The 19,453-nt window shown below is 37.1% G+C and carries 21 protein-coding genes and 1 pseudogene; 5 read left to right on the forward strand and 17 right to left on the reverse strand.

The genetic code is table 11. The features are described from left to right. Nucleotides 1–38: 38 nt before the first annotated feature. The 3 genes from lepA to gpr form a co-directional block, all read right to left on the reverse strand. A complete protein-coding gene (lepA, locus tag NSQ14_RS11635; RefSeq protein WP_034771171.1) occupies nucleotides 39–1,862 on the reverse strand; it encodes a translation elongation factor 4 in 1,824 nt (607 codons plus the stop codon). A gap of 229 nt (nucleotides 1,863–2,091) precedes the next feature. Continuing rightward, nucleotides 2,092–2,412, reverse strand: coding sequence for a DUF3679 domain-containing protein (locus NSQ14_RS11640; RefSeq protein ID WP_034771174.1), 321 nt, complete (start codon nucleotides 2,410–2,412; stop codon nucleotides 2,092–2,094). Between the two features lie 157 nt (nucleotides 2,413–2,569). After that, the gene (gpr, locus tag NSQ14_RS11645) at nucleotides 2,570–3,673 is read right to left on the reverse strand and encodes a GPR endopeptidase (RefSeq protein ID WP_034771176.1); all 1,104 of its coding nucleotides are present in this window, start codon (nucleotides 3,671–3,673) and stop codon (nucleotides 2,570–2,572) included. A gap of 326 nt (nucleotides 3,674–3,999) precedes the next feature. On the opposite strand from gpr, the gene rpsT reads away from it, so the two are divergent. Next, nucleotides 4,000–4,266, forward strand: coding sequence for a 30S ribosomal protein S20 (rpsT, locus tag NSQ14_RS11650; RefSeq protein ID WP_034771180.1), 267 nt, complete (start codon nucleotides 4,000–4,002; stop codon nucleotides 4,264–4,266). Between the two features lie 91 nt (nucleotides 4,267–4,357). Here rpsT and holA read toward each other — a convergent pair whose 3' ends face one another. Further along, the gene (gene holA, locus NSQ14_RS11655; protein ID WP_341288199.1) at nucleotides 4,358–5,371 is read right to left on the reverse strand and encodes a DNA polymerase III subunit delta; all 1,014 of its coding nucleotides are present in this window, start codon (nucleotides 5,369–5,371) and stop codon (nucleotides 4,358–4,360) included. A gap of 193 nt (nucleotides 5,372–5,564) precedes the next feature. Here holA and NSQ14_RS11660 point away from each other — a divergent pair, with 193 nt between their 5' ends. Then, nucleotides 5,565–5,699 (forward strand): YqzM family protein, encoded by a 135-nt coding sequence (locus NSQ14_RS11660; RefSeq protein WP_034771185.1) that lies wholly within the window; start codon nucleotides 5,565–5,567, stop codon nucleotides 5,697–5,699. 162 nt (nucleotides 5,700–5,861) lie between these two features. Here the strand turns inward: NSQ14_RS11660 and NSQ14_RS11665 are convergent, their stop codons facing one another. The 3 genes from NSQ14_RS11665 to NSQ14_RS11675 form a co-directional block, all read right to left on the reverse strand. Then, nucleotides 5,862–8,180: a DNA internalization-related competence protein ComEC/Rec2 gene (locus tag NSQ14_RS11665; protein ID WP_341288200.1), complete on the reverse strand. Its 2,319-nt coding sequence runs from the start codon at nucleotides 8,178–8,180 to the stop codon at nucleotides 5,862–5,864. Between the two features lie 160 nt (nucleotides 8,181–8,340). After that, on the reverse strand, nucleotides 8,341–8,793 hold the full coding sequence (locus NSQ14_RS11670) for a ComE operon protein 2 (protein WP_034771187.1): 453 nt from the start codon (nucleotides 8,791–8,793) through the stop codon (nucleotides 8,341–8,343). 202 nt (nucleotides 8,794–8,995) lie between these two features. Beyond that, nucleotides 8,996–9,667 carry a helix-hairpin-helix domain-containing protein gene (locus tag NSQ14_RS11675; protein ID WP_346216350.1) on the reverse strand — a complete coding sequence of 224 codons (672 nt, stop codon included), beginning with the start codon at nucleotides 9,665–9,667 and terminating at the stop codon, nucleotides 8,996–8,998. A 59-nt stretch (nucleotides 9,668–9,726) separates the two neighbouring features. On the opposite strand from NSQ14_RS11675, the gene comER reads away from it, so the two are divergent. Continuing rightward, nucleotides 9,727–10,560: a late competence protein ComER gene (gene comER / locus NSQ14_RS11680; RefSeq protein WP_328186453.1), complete on the forward strand. Its 834-nt coding sequence runs from the start codon at nucleotides 9,727–9,729 to the stop codon at nucleotides 10,558–10,560. Nucleotides 10,561–10,704: 144 nt separating this feature from the next. On the opposite strand, the gene NSQ14_RS11685 is transcribed toward comER, so the two are convergent. The 7 genes from NSQ14_RS11685 to NSQ14_RS11715 are packed head-to-tail and all read right to left on the reverse strand — an operon-like array spanning nucleotide 10,705 to nucleotide 14,902. Then, nucleotides 10,705–11,451: a class I SAM-dependent DNA methyltransferase gene (locus tag NSQ14_RS11685; RefSeq protein WP_346216351.1), complete on the reverse strand. Its 747-nt coding sequence runs from the start codon at nucleotides 11,449–11,451 to the stop codon at nucleotides 10,705–10,707. Beyond that, entirely contained in the window at nucleotides 11,448–11,804 is a 357-nt protein-coding gene (rsfS, locus tag NSQ14_RS11690; RefSeq protein ID WP_034771205.1) for a ribosome silencing factor, read from the reverse strand. The genes NSQ14_RS11685 and rsfS overlap by 4 nt, the downstream gene beginning before the upstream one ends. Further along, complete coding sequence (gene yqeK / locus NSQ14_RS11695; protein WP_034771207.1) at nucleotides 11,791–12,378, reverse strand: bis(5'-nucleosyl)-tetraphosphatase (symmetrical) YqeK; 588 nt, start codon at nucleotides 12,376–12,378, stop codon at nucleotides 11,791–11,793. The genes rsfS and yqeK overlap by 14 nt, the downstream gene beginning before the upstream one ends. Beyond that, complete coding sequence (locus tag NSQ14_RS11700; RefSeq protein WP_034771209.1) at nucleotides 12,365–12,940, reverse strand: nicotinate-nucleotide adenylyltransferase; 576 nt, start codon at nucleotides 12,938–12,940, stop codon at nucleotides 12,365–12,367. The genes yqeK and NSQ14_RS11700 overlap by 14 nt, the downstream gene beginning before the upstream one ends. A 12-nt stretch (nucleotides 12,941–12,952) precedes the next feature. After that, on the reverse strand, nucleotides 12,953–13,246 hold the full coding sequence (gene yhbY / locus NSQ14_RS11705; protein ID WP_034771222.1) for a ribosome assembly RNA-binding protein YhbY: 294 nt from the start codon (nucleotides 13,244–13,246) through the stop codon (nucleotides 12,953–12,955). Nucleotides 13,247–13,278: 32 nt separating this feature from the next. After that, nucleotides 13,279–14,382: a ribosome biogenesis GTPase YqeH gene (gene yqeH, locus NSQ14_RS11710; RefSeq protein ID WP_216407477.1), complete on the reverse strand. Its 1,104-nt coding sequence runs from the start codon at nucleotides 14,380–14,382 to the stop codon at nucleotides 13,279–13,281. Further along, complete coding sequence (locus NSQ14_RS11715) at nucleotides 14,372–14,902, reverse strand: YqeG family HAD IIIA-type phosphatase (protein WP_343157188.1); 531 nt, start codon at nucleotides 14,900–14,902, stop codon at nucleotides 14,372–14,374. Before NSQ14_RS11715 ends, yqeH begins: the two co-directional genes overlap by 11 nt. A gap of 586 nt (nucleotides 14,903–15,488) precedes the next feature. Between NSQ14_RS11715 and NSQ14_RS11720 the strand changes: the two genes are divergently transcribed. Continuing rightward, nucleotides 15,489–15,653 (forward strand): sporulation histidine kinase inhibitor Sda, encoded by a 165-nt coding sequence (locus NSQ14_RS11720; protein WP_034771264.1) that lies wholly within the window; start codon nucleotides 15,489–15,491, stop codon nucleotides 15,651–15,653. 77 nt (nucleotides 15,654–15,730) lie between these two features. Here NSQ14_RS11720 and NSQ14_RS11725 read toward each other — a convergent pair whose 3' ends face one another. Beyond that, nucleotides 15,731–16,516 carry a phosphatidylserine decarboxylase gene (locus tag NSQ14_RS11725; RefSeq protein ID WP_346216352.1) on the reverse strand — a complete coding sequence of 262 codons (786 nt, stop codon included), beginning with the start codon at nucleotides 16,514–16,516 and terminating at the stop codon, nucleotides 15,731–15,733. A gap of 166 nt (nucleotides 16,517–16,682) precedes the next feature. Between NSQ14_RS11725 and pssA the strand changes: the two genes are divergently transcribed. Further along, nucleotides 16,683–17,162, forward strand: a complete 480-nt coding sequence (gene pssA, locus NSQ14_RS11730; protein WP_043988670.1) for a CDP-diacylglycerol--serine O-phosphatidyltransferase — start codon at nucleotides 16,683–16,685, stop codon at nucleotides 17,160–17,162. Between the two features lie 281 nt (nucleotides 17,163–17,443). On the opposite strand, the pseudogene NSQ14_RS11735 reads toward pssA, so the two are convergent. Both NSQ14_RS11735 and NSQ14_RS11740 read right to left on the reverse strand, forming a co-directional pair. Then, nucleotides 17,444–17,830 (reverse strand): annotated as a pseudogene (locus tag NSQ14_RS11735) (sigma-70 family RNA polymerase sigma factor); the annotation flags it as partial. A 15-nt stretch (nucleotides 17,831–17,845) separates the two neighbouring features. Further along, nucleotides 17,846–19,354 (reverse strand): recombinase family protein, encoded by a 1,509-nt coding sequence (locus tag NSQ14_RS11740; protein WP_346216353.1) that lies wholly within the window; start codon nucleotides 19,352–19,354, stop codon nucleotides 17,846–17,848. Nucleotides 19,355–19,453 lie beyond the last annotated feature (99 nt).

Consider the following 19,453-nt stretch of genomic DNA (forward strand, 5'->3'; position numbering starts at 1 on the left):
GTATGGATGTTCCACCTAACCTCTCCGGTTCCGTCAAACTACTTATCGTCAATTTTCAAAACAGCCATAAATGCTTCTTGCGGGATTTCTACCGATCCGACTTGTTTCATTCGTTTTTTCCCTTCTTTTTGTTTCTCAAGGAGTTTCCTTTTCCGGGAAATGTCCCCACCGTAACATTTGGCTAAAACATTTTTTCTCATCGCTTTAATGGTCGAGCGGGCAATAATTTTTGTACCGATTGCTGCCTGGACCGGCACTTCAAATTGTTGACGCGGGATTAATTCTTTTAATTTCTCAACAATGACTCTGCCCCGGTCGTATGCAGAATCCCGGTGAACGATGAAACTAAGCGCATCAACCCGTTCGCCGTTCAATAAAATATCCATTTTCACTAATTTCGAAGGTTTATATCCGATTAATTCATAATCAAAAGATGCATAACCTTTTGTGCTGGATTTTAATTGATCAAAGAAATCATAGACAATTTCGGATAATGGAATTTCATAAGTGATCGTCACACGTGTTTCGTCTAAATATTGCATATCAATGAATATTCCGCGTTTATTTTGGCACAGTTCCATAATCGCACCGACATAATCATTTGGGGCCATAATTGATGCCTTTACATACGGTTCTTCAATTCGTTCAATTTTTTGCGGGTCCGGCATATTGGACGGATTATCTACTTGAATGGACGCACCGTCGGTTAACTGGACATGATAGATAACACTTGGCGCTGTCGTAATCAGATCAATTTTGAATTCCCGTTCAATTCGCTCTTGAATAATTTCCATATGTAAAAGACCGAGGAAACCGCAACGGAATCCGAATCCAAGTGCTTGGGACGTTTCCGGTTCAAATTGCAGGGCGGCATCATTCAATTGTAATTTTTCCAACGCATCACGAAGATCATTATATTTTGCTGTATCAATCGGATACATACCACAGAACACCATCGGATTCATTTTTCGATAACCCGGCAACGGTTCTTTGGCCGGATTTACTGCACTTGTAATCGTATCCCCGACGCGTGTATCACCAACATGTTTAATCGAGGCGGTCAAATAACCGACATCGCCGACAGTTAATTCATCTCGTTTGACCGGTTTCGGCGAGTTGACCCCAAGCTCAGTCACTTCAAATTCTTTTCCAGTCGACATCATTTTGATTTTATCGCCGACCTTAACCGAACCTTCGACAATTCGAATCAGGGCAATAACACCGCGGTACGGGTCATAGACGGAATCGAAAATCAGTGCTTGCAGCGGGGCATCCGGATCGCCAATTGGTGCAGGGATTTTTTCGACAACTTGTTCTAGTATTTCTTCAATCCCGATTCCTGCTTTAGCCGAAGCTAACACTGCTTCACTGGCATCCAGTCCGATAACATTTTCTATTTCTTGACGGACTCGCTCCGGTTCTGCACTTGGCAAATCTATTTTATTAATGACCGGAAGAATTTCCAGATCGTTATCTATCGCTAAATACACATTCGCCAATGTTTGAGCCTCGATTCCCTGTGCCGCATCGACAACAAGGACGGCTCCCTCACAAGCGGCTAAACTTCTCGATACTTCATATGTAAAATCAACATGTCCCGGTGTATCAATCAGGTGAAAAATATATTCTTCCCCATCTTTCGCTTTATAAGTTAGTTCTACAGCGTTTAATTTAATTGTAATCCCACGTTCCCGTTCCAAATCCATTGAATCTAGTAACTGGTCTTTCATTTCTCGCTCGGCAACCGTATTTGTTTTTTCTAAAATTCGATCAGCTAATGTCGATTTGCCGTGATCAATATGGGCAATAATCGAAAAATTACGGATGCGTTCCTGTCGTTTTAACTTTTCTTCTCGATTCATTTTCGTTCACTCCTGTAAACTGGACAAAGTCACTAGCTTTGATTATATCAATACATTTTTCCATATTCAATGGAAACCAATTGATGATTTTAAAGAAAAGTGCCAATATCAACCGGAGCTAGACAATAAAACGAATCCATAGTTTTTCACTACCTTTTTATTCTTTTTTCGGTTCATGGATAAGAAAAAACTGTTCAAAGAGCCGGGTTGCCTCTCTGAACAGTTTTTATTATGAAAACAATGAAGATATCATTTTTTGCAGAAAATCGGTAAATGTTTTTGCCATGTCTGTAAATAGATTATAGGTGTTTAACTCTTCCAACGCCTTTTTCTTTTCTTCCAGGTCATGACTTGTCACTTTCTCACCAAGGATGGTTGCTTCGTACTCTCCATAATCTTCTGCCTCTTGAACGGATATGACGGAGGAAAATGTGCCATCATCAAAGCCTTTCATCTCCTTTAGGCCGTGATTTGCCTCTTGAAAGCCGATAATGACTCCAATAAATAATATACTTATGAGAAGCATTGTTTTTAAAAGAAAACGAAACATATCCATCACCTCGTTTTATCCTGTTTTAACCGAAACTTCCCACTAGACGATAATTCAAAGTCCGGTAACAAAGCTTGTGAAAATAGTACTTGCAAAAAACACTGTTACTATAAAATATGCGATGTTAGTAGAAAACATTACGAGATTCCACCTAGTTTTAATGTGTTGAAAAATTCGCCCTGGTTTCATCCAAACTTGGATGTAATGCTTGATTGAGTCCGCCGGCAATCAAGTTTGCCATCCGTTCTATGAAAACATCAACTTCTTTCGGTGTAACCATCAAATTATGACCTGTCGGCGATAAAACCTCACGAATCAGTGACCGTTTTTCTTCCTCTTCCAATGTACCGATGATCCCTAGAAACGTTTTCCGTTCCTCTTCACCGGGTAAATCTTCATCCGTATATACTTTCCTCTCACCAAAAGTAAGTCCCGCCGGCGCTAAAGAACGGGATGGACGGTTACCTTCTTTCATTTCCCGGCCAAAATGTTTGAGCAGGAAATCAATCGTGTCGCTCGTAATGGAAACGGCATCGACAACAGTTGGAATTCCGATGGCTATAACCGGGATCCCGAATGTTTCCTTACTTAATTCTTTCCGTTTGTTACCGACGCCGGACCCCGGATGAATACCGGTATCTGAAATTTGTATCGTCGTATTCACTCTTTCAATGGAGCGGGAAGCAAGCGCATCAATGACAATGATAAAATCAGGCTTTATTTTTTGAACAACACCAAAAATAATATCGCTTGTTTCAATCCCCGTAATTCCCATTACACCCGGTGCAATGGCACTTACCGACCGGTATCCTTCCTGGACGGTTTCCGGTTGAAATTCAAACAAATGTCTTGTAACGACAATATTCTCACATACAATTGGGCCTAATGCATCAGGGGTTACATTCCAATTTCCGAGACCGACGATTAAACAAGTTGCATCACTGCCAATCTGTTGATTTGCTAAAAAGTTTTTAAACTCCTTGACAAAAATATTTTTCGTCATCTGTTCATATTCACTATTGGCTTGTCTAATCGCCTGACTTTCAATCGTTAAATAATGCCCTGCTTTTTTTCCAATCGATTTACTTCCTTCATCGGTAATGGTAACTTCGGAAATTTTCACATCTTGTTCGGTTCTTTCTTTAATAATCACGCCCTTAAGATCTGAATCCAGTTGTTGCCCTTGTTGCTCGACAACCATCTCCTTTGCTTCAATAGCCAAATCCGTGCGTACTGAAAAATTCTCTATCTCTTGTTTCATTTCTTTATCTCCTTTCAATATCTTTCAAAAAAACTATTATTAAGGAAAAATTCAATTTGTGTAGGTTCTTTATCCTTACAGATTATTTGTGTAAAAAGGCAATCGTTAGCTTTTTTTCTCAATGAAGCAATACAAAAGCATAGGAAAAATTTATAGATAAATACTCTTCTTTCTATCATTTCCAAATAATTGGATTTCATTCGATATCAGCTTTCCTTTTTTCAGTATTGCATTCACAGTCATCATTTGGTAAAATAGCAGTTGTTCTTTATGATGTTCTATTAAAAAGTTATTTAACCGTCTAGCTTTATTGGGAGGTGAAAAAATTGGCAAACATTAAATCTGCTATTAAACGAATTAAAACGAATAAGAAAAGTACTGCGATTAATACATCACAAAAATCTGCCATGCGTACAGCAATTAAAAAAGTTGAAGTTGCTGTAACAAGCAATGATGCTGCAGCTGCCAAAGAAGCATTAACTAGTGCAATTCGTAAAATTGACAAAGCTGCTTCCAAGGGCTTAATTCATAAAAACGCAGCAAATCGTCATAAATCACGTTTAACGAAAAAAGTGAACTCATTAAACGCATAATGGATTTTTGAAAATTTGGTAACTCACACCAAATTTTCTTTTTCTATATAAGCTTTGAGCCAGGCATTTTAACAGCCTGGCTCACTTATTATTACGTCAAGTATTTAAAGAAAAAGATTTCTAATAATGATTCTTTATTTCCAAAACCTGTTTTCATTTGGTAGTCGATGTCTGCCAACTCATCAATCATGGCTAAAAATTTTTCTTCATCAAATCTGTTTGCTTGGGATATTGCCAATTTCACCCGATAAGGATGCGATCTTAAAATCCGTGCAACCTTTTGTTCTCCATACCCTTGTTTTATTAATGATTTCACCTGAGCAATAAAACGAATTTGGCTTGCAATGACAGCCAGTATTTTAATCGGTTCCTCATTTTGCTTTAACAAATCATGATAAATTTCTAATGTTTGGTCCAATTGTTGATGAACAAATTTATCAACAAGAACAAAAATATTATTTTCTAATGATTTTGGGACGAGTAACTGAATCATCTCTTCATCGATTATTTTCCCGTCACTGTATAAAAAGATTTTTTCCAATTCGTGATTTAATATCGTCAAATTTTGGCCGGTAAACTGATAGAGTAATTCTACGGCATTTGGGGTTATTTCAAATCCATATTCCGTAATACGCTGCCGAATCCAATCTTTTGTATCTTTTTCCGAAAATTTGGCTTCAAGGACAACGGCATTTTTTAACAAATATTTAGTTATTTTCTTCCGTTCATCCAGTTTTTTATAAGGAGCAATTAAAATGAGTATCGTAGACGGAACCGGATTCATTATATATTCTTCAAACACCTTCACATTGTGGTCGACTTTTTCTTTTCCCTTTTCAGCCGTTAAAAAATAAGGATTGTGCATAATGACAACTTTCCGTTCGCCAAGGAAAGGAATCGTTTGACAGTCTTCTACAGCCGATTCGACGGTCGTTTCTTCTAAATCATAGATCGATAGATTAAATTCACGTTCCTCTTCCGTCAATGCCGCATCAATCATATATTTCTTTGTTTCATTTATTAAAAAATCCTCACTCCCATATAATAAATACAACGGGGAAAATTTTCCTTTCTTGATATCTTTCCATATGTTTAAAAACACCATAATCTCTCCGTTCTTCTGACATGTTTCTTTTATCGTAAATAAAATTCCTTCTTTTCACAAGGGTTAAGTAAAGATTATTAAGGGCAAAACCGAAAAAATATGGAAATGAGTTTTGGTTCCTTCACAATTAATGAAAGATGTAGATTTTTAGAAAAATTCCATGTATACTAGAATTGATTGAGGAGGGGTGTATGTGAACGAATTTGAACAAGATGTCCAATCAAAAAGAAATGATTTTATCGATTCTGCTGTTGGGTTCATTGTTTCATTTGGATTTTTTGCAACAATCTTCATCCTTGCCGGAGTTATTAAAGCAATCGGTTCTTAAAAAACAGGGGTATCAAAAAGGTGACAACTTTTGATACCCCTTACAATTTTTATCTGGATGAAAAGTGAATTTGTTATGCCACCTCCATAATCAGATGCATGCGGCAAGCGTCTCTCTCCAGCTATTTCCCTCCTTGACTTGTCGTAAAAAGCTTAAATAAAATTATGGATCTTGTAACACAGTTGAAAAATTCCCTCTGTTTAAAAAATATTTGTAAGTAACAGCCCCATGAATATCTGTCCTGTAAATCATTACCTTATGCGCATTTAATCGTTCAAGGACTTCTTGATGAGGGTGTCCATACCTGTTATCTCTACCGGCGGAAATAACGCCAAATTCAGGCTTTATTTTTGAAAGAAACAGTTCTGTTGTCGATGTTTTACTCCCGTGGTGTCCAACCTTCAAAACATCCACTTCCAATTGAGGAAATTGTTCAATTACTTCCCTTTCCCCTATCTCTTCTAGGTCTCCGGTGAATAACCAGGATTGTCCTCCCAGCTTGCTGTATATGCAAATCGAAGCATCATTGCTTGAAACAGCTGCTTTTTCAGGAGCGATGATAAAAAACTTATGACCCGCTTCCTCCCACTGCATGCCGGCGGAAACTTTCGTAATCGGAATTCCTCTTTTCTTTGCTTCATTAATAATGTTCAGTTCGATTTCCTTCTTTTCTCGTGTATCACCTACAAGAACTTGACCAATACGAAAATTTTCAAGAATTGCTAAGGCCGAACCGGTATGATCACTGTCTCCGTGGGTCAAAATAAGTTTATCGATTTTGGAAATACCTCTGCTTTTTAAAAACGGAGCGACAATATCTTCCCCCGGATCAAAATTTGTCCTTCGCTCTTGCCAATCCTCCAATGGAAATGTTACCTTTCCCCCGGTATCAATTAAATAATTCCCTTGATTAAAAGGTAACCGGATAAGGATGCTGTCTCCTTGCCCAACATCAATAAATGTCACCTCGCCCACCGGTGAAAATTTCACCATGAAAATTTGGAGACAAACAGGGACAACAAACAAGGTAATCAGCAGCTTTTTCTTTTTCAAACCATCCCTTTCAAAGAGGGCAAAGCCAATAAAATAAAAAATGAAAAAAGCCAGAAACAGGATAAGAGGCGGTCTACCTAAAACAATATGAAATATATCAAACTGGTAAACCCATTCTGCAAACCGGTTCACATTTGAAAAAATCAGTGTTAACAAGTTGACACCGAGTTGTCCTATTGCCGGGAAAAGGGATAGCAGAAAATAAGTCAATAGACATAAAGGGAGAATGATGACCGAAAATAACGGTACGTAGATAATATTTAGAAAAATACTGAGAAAGGAAAATTCATAAAAATAATTTAGTAAAACGGGTAAGGCGACTAATTGTGAAAGCAGTGCAATCCAAAAACCGTTTTCCAAAGAGCTTTTCGTTCTCTCAAAAAGCGATTTTGATAATAATAGACCAAAGGTGACCAAATAGGAAAGTTGAAACCCTACATGATAAAGAATAAACGGATTTATGAAAACAAACATAATAAAAGATATAGCGAGCGCATCCACCGGGTGAATGACAGTTTTCCACCTGGAAAGAAATAAGACAAGCCATGCCATAACCACCGCACGAATCACAGATGGTGCTGCACCGGAAATAACGGCATAGATTGGAAGAAAGCATAACATCCCCGTTCTTACTGATTCTCTCGAGATTCCGAGACGCAATAATATAAAATAAACACAACCGCTAATAATTGTTACATGCAATCCGGAAATGGCTAAAAGATGGGATAAACCGAGTTGCCGATATGCTTCAGCTGTCGTTTCTTCCATTTGATCATCATTTCCAAACAACAATGCATTAATGAATGGAGCAATCCGCTCCGGAAAATAATGGTTAATTAAAGCCATACTTTGCTCTCGGTATTTTAATAAGTTTGTATAAAATGTCTCTTTACCCTTTTGACAAGTTCGAATCGTATCAACGGATATCAAGTATTTAATATTTTGCGTTCGCAAGTATTGACGATAATTGAATGCATTTGGATTGGTCGGTTCCGGCGGTGTTTTCAGTGTTCCATTAACGGTACAAACGGTATTCGGCTGAAGAATCGAGGACCATTTTGTCTTTTCTTCTTCAGTCCGAACATAGTAGGTGAGAGCCAATTTCTCTCCAGTAACCGTCTTAACCGTAGCACTTAATTTATCCCCATCAAATTTCGGATATCCGGTAAACGATATGTCCGTCTCGATTTTCTTATCTGTCGGGTCCTGATTTTGTGACTCGAAATGGAAAAAGAAAAAAAGAAGACATATTCCATAGCTTGTTAATAAAATAAGTAAAAATCGCTGTTCAAGACGATGTTGCAGAAGATAAAGATACGATACCATTACGGTAAGCCCCAAGGAAAAGTGATGGTAACTTAAAAATGCGAAAACGATTATCAAACCGAAATATATGAATGTTCCGCTTCTTATGGCAACCCCTCCCATTCTATTTATACGTTAACCATGTATAAATTTCCGGCAAAGATGCGAATTCGAGAATTAAGTATACGCACAAAAAAGCCACAACAGCAAACATCATCTTTTCCTGGTTTCTGAAAAATGCCGGTGAAGCAATCAGCCAAACCAATTGCTTCCCTCTTTTTCCTTATATCTTCATAGCAAAAACACTTTTATCAAAATTCACTTTTTCCACTTTTACGCCGGCCTGCTCCAACAATTCCAATGCATATGGATGGTTTTTATAATCTTCTGCATAATAGATTACTTTAATTCCGGCTTGGATGATCGCTTTGGTACACTGCAGGCATGGAAAATGAGTCACATAGATTTCCGCTCCTTCAGTCGGAACGCCAAATTTTGCACATTGAAGAATCGCATTCATTTCGGCATGGATGGTTCGAACACAATGATTATCAATCACATAACAACCTTTATCAATACAATGATCCCCGCCGGCAATCGATCCGTTATAACCGCCGGCAATGATCCGTTTATCTCGAACAATCGTTGCGCCGACAGCCAATCTTGTACATGTACTTCTGGTGGAAATGAGAAAACACTGTGCCATAAAAAACTGATCCCATTCAATTCGTTGCACGGTTCATCCTTCTTTCTGTCCATAATTGGTTTCTTGCTATCAATAGTGTAGACTGATTATTTTGTGCCAGTCAATCATAAATGATATATCAATCAGTGGGGCTTTATCCCACTGATTGATTGTTGCACAAATCGGGGCATTTTGATCCCCATTCATTGGAATCCTTTAAGATTGGTAGGATAATTAAAAATACCTCACTTGTTCATTGTACAGTAATTTGGTCTTTCAATTTTTCAAACGTTTTTTCACCAATGCCGGAAATATTCATTAAATCTTCCACTTTTTGAAATGGTCCGTTTGTTTCCCGATATTCAATGATTGCCTCTGCTTTACTAGGCCCAATTCCCGGCAACGAATCAAGAGCACTGGCATCTGCCTGATTAATATTCACTTTCCCGTCTCCTCCACTGCTTTGTGAACCCGAATTCACCGGGATATTTTCAGCTGCCAAGACTTCTTCACCAATTTTCGGAATATAAATAACCATTTCATCCATAACCTTTTGAGATAAATTCACCTTTACAATATCGGCATCATCCAATAACCCGCCAGCCTTTTCGATAATATCAATAACCCTTTCGTTACCGGTAACCGTGTATACTCCGGGATTCATCACAGCACCTTTGATATCGACTTTCATCGGTTGCGATTTCGACAATGCAGCACTATCATTTGAATTTGGATGTTCTTGCTCCTTTTGGGAATGATTTTCCGCAACTATGTCTTCACTAATCACTTCTTGCCGATTCATTAAATCCACATCATCATTTTGATTATAGAAATAAAAGATCGCAGCCCCGACACAAACAAGACCAATGATCAACCATTGCTTTTTTTCCTGTACCCATTGAATGAACATTTGCCCTTTTGTCATAAAACATCAATTCCTTTCATACAGTTAGATGAGATATTTTTTCGAAAAGGAGGGATTATGTGCATATTGGAATCATCGGAACCGGAAATATGGGAACGATTCTTACCGAAGCCCTCATTAACGGAAAAGCCGTATGTGAAAAAAATATTTCAATTACTAACCGTACGATTGAGAAGGCTAACCGGCTGAAACAAATGTATCCCAACCTTCATATCGAAACAGATATAGAGCAATTAGTTGAAAAAAGTGATTTAATTTTTCTTTGTACCAAACCACTCGATATCCATCCGGTTCTTACAAAAATAAAAGATCGATTAACAAGGGATCAATGTCTTGTTTCCATCACCAGCCCGATATCGGTTGAACAATTGGAAACAGTTGTCCCTTGCTCTTGTGTACGGGCAATACCAAGTATTACCAATCGTGCCTTATCAGGTGTTTGTTTATTGACTTTTGGTGAAAAATGTACCGATGTTTGGAAGAATGTGATGATCGGTTTACTCTCCCATATAGGAAAACCGGTTATCATTGATCAACAAATAACAAGGGTTGCTTCCGATATCGTCAGTTGCGGTCCGGCTTTTTTTAGTTATTTATTGCAAAAATTTATCGATGCAGCAGTAAGTGAAACAAATATTGACAAGGAACTCGCTACAAAATTAGCCGCGGATATGTTTATTGGAATGGGGATGTTAATTGAAAAAAAATATTACACCTTTCCAGAACTACAGAAAAAAGTTACAGTAAGGGGTGGTATCACCGGAGAAGGAATCAATGTCTTGGAAGAAAGTGCAGTGGAAGATATCTTCAGGAAAATTTTCAGGGCAACGCATAACAAATTTGACAGGGAAATCAATATCATTAAAAATCAGTTTGAATTTCATAACGTATAATTACGTATTCGACAAATTCTCCAAAAATCCTTCTGCTCAAAAAAATTTTTTAAAAAACTTGTGCGACGCTGGTTAGCGGGGCATAACACAACAAGGTTATCAACAGACTTATGATTCGTCCATTGATAACCTTGTGATTGACGATTACGGTTTTTTTACCGTAAAAAAGATTCTTTCCGTTGTCTCGGAAACAGGTTCATTCGTAAAATCTCCGGTTATTGACAAAATTTGAAAACCGGCTGCTTTTAACCAGTTTTCATACTGACTTTTAGGATACGTGCGTTGCTTATGTAATTCATCATATCGATCATATTTTCCGCTCTGTTCATCAAAAACAAAAAACGTCAATTCATGTTCAACCGATAACGGGTACTCACCGGCATAGCTGTTCCAAATATAAGAAATATCGTCCCCGTTATACGCAAATGTAGCCCCGGCATAAACATTCTCCATTTTATAAGGAGAATGAACATCAAATAACAGTAATCCCCCGTGATTCAAACATTGGAAAACAGATGTAAATGTATTTGCGACATCCTGTTCTGTTTGTAAATAGTTCAACGAGTCACAAAAAATAATAACGATATCAAAAGAGGAAAACTCGGTAAGCTCGGTCATATTTTGGCGAAAAAACGGAATACGAAAACCTTTATCCACTGCTTTCTGATATGCGATGGATAACATTTCTTCGGATAAATCAACCCCGACAACGTCAAAGCCTCTTTCAAAAAGCCGGATTGACATTTCCCCCGTTCCACAGGCGAGATCTAATACTTTTTTTGCCTCAGAAAAATGGTTATTTACTTGCGTTGTGAGAAATTCCATCCACTGATCATACGGTGCCTCATCCATCAGTTGATCATAAAGCAGGGAAAAATGTTTATAGTTCATTGTGAAAGTTCACTCATTACATCTTCTTGCGGGGCATCTCCCCATAAACGTTCAAGGCTGTAATAGTTTCTTTCGTCCCGATGAAAAACATGAACGACCACATCCCCTAGATCGACCAAGACCCATCTTGCTTGTTCAAATCCTTCCAAACGTTTGACAGGGAAGCCTTTTTCATCAACTTGATCTTTAATTTCTTTAACAATGGCTTGGACTTGCTTGTCAGAATTAGCGTGACAAATAACAAAGTAATCAGCAATCAAGGAAATTCCTTTCATATTCAATACAACAATATTTTCCGCTTTTTTATCATCAGCTGCTTTGACTGCCGTCAATAATAACTCACGATTTGTCATACGATGGATTAATGCCTCCTTTTAGTAAAAAACTGTTATACGTATCTAAAGTGTCTTTATAAATAGCAAAACCTTTCTTAGCTAAAAAAATAATGGTATTTTGCAAAGAACGAAAAACGGCACCATCCAAATCGGTTTTGGCCAATTCCCTTACTTCCTCTACACCGGGAAAACTTCTGCCTGGCTCAATATAATCGGCCAAAAAAATGACCTTCTCAAGTGTTGTCATCCCCGGTCTCCCGGTCGTATGATAACGAATCGCATTCAAAATATCTTCGTCATCAATTCCAATCTCATTTTTTATCAAAACAGCGCCAACCGGACCGTGCCAAATTTCCGTGTTAAATGCTAATAACTCCTTGGGCATACCTTCTTTAATGATAATTTGTTTCATTTCTTCCGCCGGTCGATATTTTGCATAATCATGGAAAATTGCGGCAAGTTCGGCTTGTTTCTCATCACAATGATATGTTTTTGCCAATTGAATTGCTGTTTCCATAACACCTAAAGTATGAATAAATCGTTTTTCCGGTAAATGTTCTTTAATAATCGCTATTGCTTCATTTCGTTCCATATAATTTATGCTCCTCAATATAGGAAATCACATGTTCCGGTAATAAATATTTCACCGATTGGCCATTGGCAATTTTTTCCCTAATCATTGACGAAGAAATATAGATTGACGGAATATCGATAAATTGAATCGGATAAGTCGTTTCTCCTTTGGACATCGGTCGCTCGACGCCAATAAATTGAACAAGTTCCATCAATTCTTCTATTTTATACCATTTCGGTAAATAATCAATCATATCGCCGCCGATAATGAAAAAAAATTCATGATCCGGCTCTAATTGTTTTAATAAAACCATCGTATTGTAAGTATATGATTTTTCTTTCCGTTTTAACTCAATTGTTTCAATTTTAAACCGGTCATGTTCTTTAATCGAAAGTTCCAACATTCGTAACCGGTCTTGAATCGTTGTGTTTGAAAGCTTTTCTTTATGGGGCGGAAGATAATTCGGCATAAATCGAATCTCATCCAGTTTATATAAGTTCAGGATTTGATCGGCAATAATCAAATGACCGATATGTGGAGGATCAAAGGTTCCGCCAAGAATTCCTATCTTTTTCTTCATGCCATCATCCTCTTATTGCGGTAAAATCAACTGTTTATTTTCCCTTGATTCTTTATAAAGAACAATTGTGTTGCCGATTATTTGTACAAGTTCTGCATCTGCCCCGCGTGATAATTTTTCAGCCACCGTCTCTTTATCTTCCTCACAATTTTGCAATACGCTTATCTTGAGTAACTCCCGTGCTTCCAGAGCATCTGCTATTTGTCTAATCATATTGTCATTCACGCCACCTTTACCGACTTGGAAAATCGGTACGAGATGATGAGCTTTTGACCGTAAAAATCGTTTCTGCTTTCCAGTTAACATATAAATCCTACTCCTTATGAACGTCATATAAATTAAATTAACGAATCACGTACATATACTTCGACACCTTTTGGAACATAGGCGGCGACAACAACTCCACCGTCCGGAACCATTACCCAACCGAGGCCGGAAAACACAATATCCGTCTTTCCTTTTTTAACGGAAAACTCCCGACGAACGAATTCCGGAAAATTTGTTAAATCTTCTTTTCGCGGCGGACTTAATAATTCCCCTTTATGATTTTCATATAACTCATCAGCTTTCTCTAATTTTGTCCGATGAATTTGTAACTCATTCGATAAATAACATACAAAAGAAGACCGTTCGCCTTTTATAAAATCAAATCGTGCCAGCCCGCCGAAAAATAGTGTTTGTTTCTCATTTAATTGATACACTTTTGGTTTAATTTCCTTTTTCGGGGTAATCAGCTTTAAATCTTTCTTATGAACAAAATGTGCCATTTGATGATGATTAATGATTCCCGGTGTATCAAAAATCGATTTGCCGTCATCAAGTGGGATTTCAATCATATCCAAAGTTGTGCCGGGAAAATAAGATGTTGTAATTATGTTTTCTTCTCCGGTCCCTTCACGGATGATTCGATTGATAAAGGTCGATTTGCCGACATTGGTACAACCGATCACATACACATCATTTCCGTTCCGATATTGCTCGATTAATTCCATGACTTCTTTTATATATAATCCTTTTTCCGCACTGACCAAGGCCACGTCAATTGGTTTTAATCCTAAGCTTTTCGCTTGTTGTTGCAGCCAATTTTTCAGCCGGTTATGATTGACCGATTTTGGCAGCAAATCTACTTTATTGCCGACCAGAAGTACATCATTTCCGCCTGTAAAGCGGTGAATCCCCGGGAGCCAGCTGCCGTTAAAATCAAAAATATCGACAATCATAACAATTAGTCCGGTCGTATTTCCGATACCATTTAATATTTTCAAAAAATCATCATCGGTCAATGCGACATCTTGTACTTCATTATAGTGCTTTAATCGAAAGCAGCGGCGGCATATGACCTGTTCCTTTTCCATGGATGAAGCAGGTACGTACCCGGGTTGCGACGGGTCTTCTGATTGAATAGCCGCCCCGCATCCGATACAAATCAGCCTATTCTCCACCTTTTGTGCCCTCCCATTGCAGTAAGCCTTTTTTATTAAACCAATTTAATATTCTTCTTTCAATCATTCGATTAAGTTTTGTTGCCAGTCCATCTGTTTCTGTAACAGGAACAACAAGGATTGTAAAGAAACCGGACAAATTTCCGCCAAAAATATCTGTCAATAATTGATCGCCAATCATGACCGTTTGTTCTTTCGGCAACTTCATGATTGCAAGTGCCTTCCGGAAAGCTTTACCCAGTGGTTTTCGTGCCTTATATATATAAGGGATGCCTAAAGGTGTAGCAAATTTATGTACCCGTTTTTCATTATTATTGGAAAGGATAACAATTTGTATCCCATTGTCGCGCATTTCTTTGAACCAAGCCGTAAGTTCCGGCGTTGCCAACGGACGATCCCACTCAACTAACGTATTATCCAGGTCGGTAATAATCCCGTGAATATTCCTTTCTTTTAAAAATTGGGGAGTGATTTCAAAAATTGATTGAACATACTCATTTGGTAAAAACCGTTTTAACATTGTCGACACCTCATATGACTCCGTTTATCTCTATCCAGTTACTGTCAAGTGATACTTCCAGCAGTGGGGGTTTTCTTCAGCCCACTGCCGGTTAGTTGAACCAATCGGGCACTTACGGACACTTTATCTTCCTCCCTTGTATCTTTGACTTCCCTTAAGCCTCTGGAGGAAGATTTAGTGACCGTTAGTGTGGGACAAAAGGATTAAACATATTACTAATCATATTTTCTTTACGGTTTTTTTGCAAGTTAAGATATATTTTTTATTGGAAAAACCGCTATCCCTCTATTCGACAAGTTTCATTATTATTTGACAATTTAAAAAAATATTTCGACATATTTCTACTTTTGTCAACAGCTGTGGATAAGTTTATACACATTTTTCAGCTTGTCAATTCTTATATTTTAAAGTTTTATTAACAAGTTAATCACAGCTTATCCACTTTGAATGTGGATAACTGGAACGCTTGTTCTCTAATAAAATTTTTGATAAAGTTGTATTAACTTTTATGAAAGTCCAATCTTTTAGTATATGATGATTTCCCCGATTATATGAATTTTGGAGGTGAACGGTGAATACCGAAAAAATGGAAAATTTATCTGATCAACTTTTAATCGAATCATATTATAAAGCACTGGAACTTCAACTTTCACCCGAGTTCATCCACCTCATTGAGAAAGAAATGGAGCGTCGATCACTTTTGAATAAAATAAAGAAAACTCAGACGTCCAAGTCTTTAGGCAGCTCGTAAATTCAAAGTGAAATCCATCCTATGTAAATTTCCTGATCATATTGTTCCTCACTGCTTGTGTATAATAGTGAGGAACCTTATTTTTTAACTAAATGTCCAATTACCTCTCCCATTTTTACCGGATGTGGAACCGATATCCTCTCATCAATTAGAAATGTATCCTTTTCAAATAAAAGGACGACAGTGGAGCCGAATGAAAAATATGCAATCTCTTCTCCTTTCTTTAGATTCATACTGCCATTCGTATATTCAATGGAATTTACAAACATCGCTCCGACTTTCACAAGGGCCATTTTTCCGGTTTTGTGATTAATCTCTGAAATGGAGCGGTAATTTTTTGCCAAAGGGTTTTTTCCATATTCAAGCCCCAAACGGTTAACAGGATACGAACGATCCCCTAACTCCCAGCGACTGATTACTTTTCCATTAACCGGACTATGTATGCGATGGTAATGTTTTGGACTTAAATATAAAACAATAAAATATCCGTCTCGGTATTGTACTGCTTTTTCACCGTTGCCGAGCATTTCCTTCAAGGAATACATCTTCCCCTTAACTTTAATATCCGTTGACGGCTCAATTGAACCTGCCGACTCAATAGTAGCATCAACCGGACTTATGACCGTATTTATATTTGAATCAATCAATCTTGTCCCTCTTTTTAATTTACGAATAAAAAGCTCATGTAATGTCGTATATTCATTGTAAGGATATTCGAACTCACTCATATCAATTTTATAAATCTTGACAAAGAAAGGGATGATGATTTTACTAATTTTAGACCTGGTAAATTGTCGGATCAAGTTGGATAACCAGGCCCGATTGGTCAATTCAATACATTTTTGATAAATAATTTTTCGCATGGAATACCTCCCAAACGATTCGCTTTCCTAAACATCTTTCATAAAATATAATAATATAGAAAAGAATCTCTACCAATATAATTTTTAGAGAGGATGGATTTACTTGTTTTTTAAATTTCAAATCATTGATGTCACTCTGAAGAAGATTAAATCACAATTGGCCAATATGATGACTCTAAGTAATTTATTTTTAGGCGGTTTCTCGATTATTTTTACAATACAAGGTGAACTTAATTATAGTTTATTCTTGATTTTTTCGGCTGCCCTACTGGACCGATTTGACGGAATGGTTGCTCGTAAGCTAAAAATAGAATCTGAGCTTGGTAAACAATTAGACTCCATGAGTGATATTATATCATTTGGCGTTGCACCCGCACTTTTATTATATCAAGGAATTATTCATTATTTTTCCAGCGCGGGAATTTTTATCACCGTCTTTTTCATCGGTTGCGGGGCATTTCGACTTGCCAGATTTAATATTACCGAAAATAACTGTTATTTTAGTGGGTTGCCAATTACGGCTGCCGGATGTATTCTGACATTCAGCTATCTTGGCATCCAATTTATCCCGGCCATAATTTATTTATATTTAATGATCATTCTTTCTTTTTTAATGATAAGTACGTTAAAGGTAAAAAAAATATGATTCCGAAACTTTTTGATTTGATCGTTTAACCGAATCACAATGTGTTGTTCGTCAAAAAAATTTTGGCTGCGGAGTATCGCTTCGTAGCTTTTCTTAAGTACTTAAATTTGAAACTTAAAATTTCCCGCTACATAGAATTTACATCTTTGCTGGAAATTTATAAAAACGTACAAAAAGGACCGTTCATCGAATGTTTTCTTCCGCATCCTTTTTCCGGAAGAAATTCAATCGATGGCAGCCCTTATTTTTTCATTCCTGTTTTAATTTCAGGCGGCAACAGCTTAGGATTGCCTTTTTTCCTTTTCTGCCCGGTAAAACTCATGAAACATTTTCATTAAAGCACGTTTTTCAATTCGGGAAACATAACTGCGCGAAATCCCCAAGTCTTTTGCTAACTCTCTTTGCGTTTTTTCCTTTTCCATACCAAGCCCAAATCGGCCGATAATCACTTCTTTTTCGCGCTCATCAAGAATGCTGATATATTCCTTTACCTTTTCTAATTCCATATTCAACTGAATGGTATCAATAACATCTTCGGAATCGGATTTCAATACATCAATTAAACTAATTTCATTCCCTTCTTTATCCCGGCCGATTGGATCATGTAAAGAGACGTCCTTTTTTGTCTTTTTTAACGCCCTTAAGTGCATGAGTATTTCGATACTAATGTCAATAACTATGCATTAGAATGTCTTGATCTCCAAACTATCCTTGTAAACAATAATTTCACGTACAATCATTCGTATCAATTCTTGTTTTTCCTCAAATGTTAATTCTTCTTGCCCTTTACTTAGGTAATAGTTAACTGCTTGTTGGTAAACTTGATGACTTAACATTTCATTATTAGATTTCTCTTTTACTATCTCCAATTCCTTCAATCTTTTTCGTAAATTTTCTTCTTTCTCTTTCAATTCTTTTAATTCTTCTCGAATTTCATTTTCCGATATGTCAAAATCACTTGAAATTAAACGTAATAGTTTTTTCCTACCTGCCTGTATTTTTCCTATTTCATTTTGTATTCTTTCCATTTCTTCATCTTCAAATGATGTAGACTTCATCAGTTCTGTTTCACTTGCCGCAGCAATTTCAGCAGGGCTATTTAGCCAATTTTTTATACTGTCCCAAACATTGTTTTCGATTTCTTCTGCTTTTATTCTCATACCACAACCTTTATTTTTTGCGCCTGCCGTATTTTTCTTATCGGTGTACATTCTTTCATATTTCCCCCAGTTTTTTGCATACACTCCAGGCATGGTATTTCCACATTCGCCACATCTTAATAAACCGCTTAATAAATATTGTTTTTTACCTTTTTTTGCCCATCTTCTCCGCGACTCTTTTAAAAGTTTTTGGGCGTAATAAAATGTTGTTTCATCTATTATTTGTGGGCAAGAAATTTCAATCCATTCTTCCCTCGGTCTTTCCTTCATTGGGATTTTTTCACCGGTTGGGAGCTGTTTATTTTTTGCTTTTAGGTTTCCTTCTGTATCCCATCTATTGTGGTAAAAACGACCAATATATGCTTCGTTCATTAATATTTGCCTAACCACTTGACGATGCCAAACACTAGCATTACGTTTTGTAGGTATTTTCCGGTCAGTCAAATAAAAGGCAATTCCATTTATCCCTTGTACTCTACCGTTCGGTCTAGTAAATAAGTCGAATATTAATCTAACAACTTGTGCCTCATTTTCATTGATTTCAAGTTGAGAAGTATCCTTATTATATACGTAGCCATAAATTTTTGGATCTTTAATAATTTTACCTTCTTTTGCCTTCCTTTTCCGACCGTTCGACATCCGCTCAGTGATTTTTGCCTTTTCAAATTCTGCAATGGCTCCACGCATTTGATAAAAAAGCATACCTTCAGGAGTTTTCATGTATTCGCCATTAACAAAAACTAATTCTGCGTTTTTCTCAATTTCTTCCGTAATAATTAATTGGTTCATTAATTTTCTGGAAAGGCGGTCGGGATCATAACATATAACTTTATCAATGATTCCATTTTTTACATCTTCACGAAGTTTATTTAATGCCGGCCGATCTAGAAATTCTCCAGAAACTCCATCATCAATATATTCCAATATTTCATCCGTCTCCGCTTTGCTTCGGCACTTGTCTATTTGGTCCCTGATACTGTAACCGTGCTTCGCTTGTTCCTCTGTCGATACCCTGACATAGATTCCTATCATTGAGGTATTCCCTCCTGTACTTTTCATATAGGTAATCATAACAAGCTTTTCTAATTTTGTCAGTAGAATCTCCGCTGATAATTTTTATATGCACCTATG

Origin of the sequence: Caldifermentibacillus hisashii (assembly GCF_039654145.1) — a bacterium.
Classification (GTDB): domain Bacteria; phylum Bacillota; class Bacilli; order Bacillales; family Caldibacillaceae; genus Caldifermentibacillus; species Caldifermentibacillus hisashii.

Bases quoted from the DNA above. Each gene is read 5' to 3' on its own strand.
- NSQ14_RS11715 (WP_343157188.1), bottom strand. From the start codon at position 14,902: ATGTTAAAACGGTTTTTACCAAATGAGTATGTTCAATCAATTTTTGAA.
- gpr (WP_034771176.1), bottom strand. From the start codon at position 3,673: ATGAAACAAGAGATAGAGAATTTTTCAGTACGCACGGATTTGGCTATT.
- NSQ14_RS11665 (WP_341288200.1), bottom strand. From the start codon at position 8,180: ATGGGAGGGGTTGCCATAAGAAGCGGAACATTCATATATTTCGGTTTG.
- yqeK (WP_034771207.1), bottom strand. From the start codon at position 12,378: ATGGAACGAAATGAAGCAATAGCGATTATTAAAGAACATTTACCGGAA.
- NSQ14_RS11740 (WP_346216353.1), bottom strand. From the start codon at position 19,354: ATGATAGGAATCTATGTCAGGGTATCGACAGAGGAACAAGCGAAGCAC.
- NSQ14_RS11720 (WP_034771264.1), top strand. From the start codon at position 15,489: ATGGAAAATTTATCTGATCAACTTTTAATCGAATCATATTATAAAGCA.
- yhbY (WP_034771222.1), bottom strand. From the start codon at position 13,246: ATGTTAACTGGAAAGCAGAAACGATTTTTACGGTCAAAAGCTCATCAT.
- rsfS (WP_034771205.1), bottom strand. From the start codon at position 11,804: ATGACAAATCGTGAGTTATTATTGACGGCAGTCAAAGCAGCTGATGAT.
- pssA (WP_043988670.1), top strand. From the start codon at position 16,683: ATGATGACTCTAAGTAATTTATTTTTAGGCGGTTTCTCGATTATTTTT.
- NSQ14_RS11685 (WP_346216351.1), bottom strand. From the start codon at position 11,451: ATGAACTATAAACATTTTTCCCTGCTTTATGATCAACTGATGGATGAG.
- holA (WP_341288199.1), bottom strand. From the start codon at position 5,371: ATGGTGTTTTTAAACATATGGAAAGATATCAAGAAAGGAAAATTTTCC.
- NSQ14_RS11640 (WP_034771174.1), bottom strand. From the start codon at position 2,412: ATGTTTCGTTTTCTTTTAAAAACAATGCTTCTCATAAGTATATTATTT.
- NSQ14_RS11675 (WP_346216350.1), bottom strand. From the start codon at position 9,667: ATGACAAAAGGGCAAATGTTCATTCAATGGGTACAGGAAAAAAAGCAA.
- lepA (WP_034771171.1), bottom strand. From the start codon at position 1,862: ATGAATCGAGAAGAAAAGTTAAAACGACAGGAACGCATCCGTAATTTT.
- NSQ14_RS11725 (WP_346216352.1), bottom strand. From the start codon at position 16,516: ATGCGAAAAATTATTTATCAAAAATGTATTGAATTGACCAATCGGGCC.
- NSQ14_RS11700 (WP_034771209.1), bottom strand. From the start codon at position 12,940: ATGAAGAAAAAGATAGGAATTCTTGGCGGAACCTTTGATCCTCCACAT.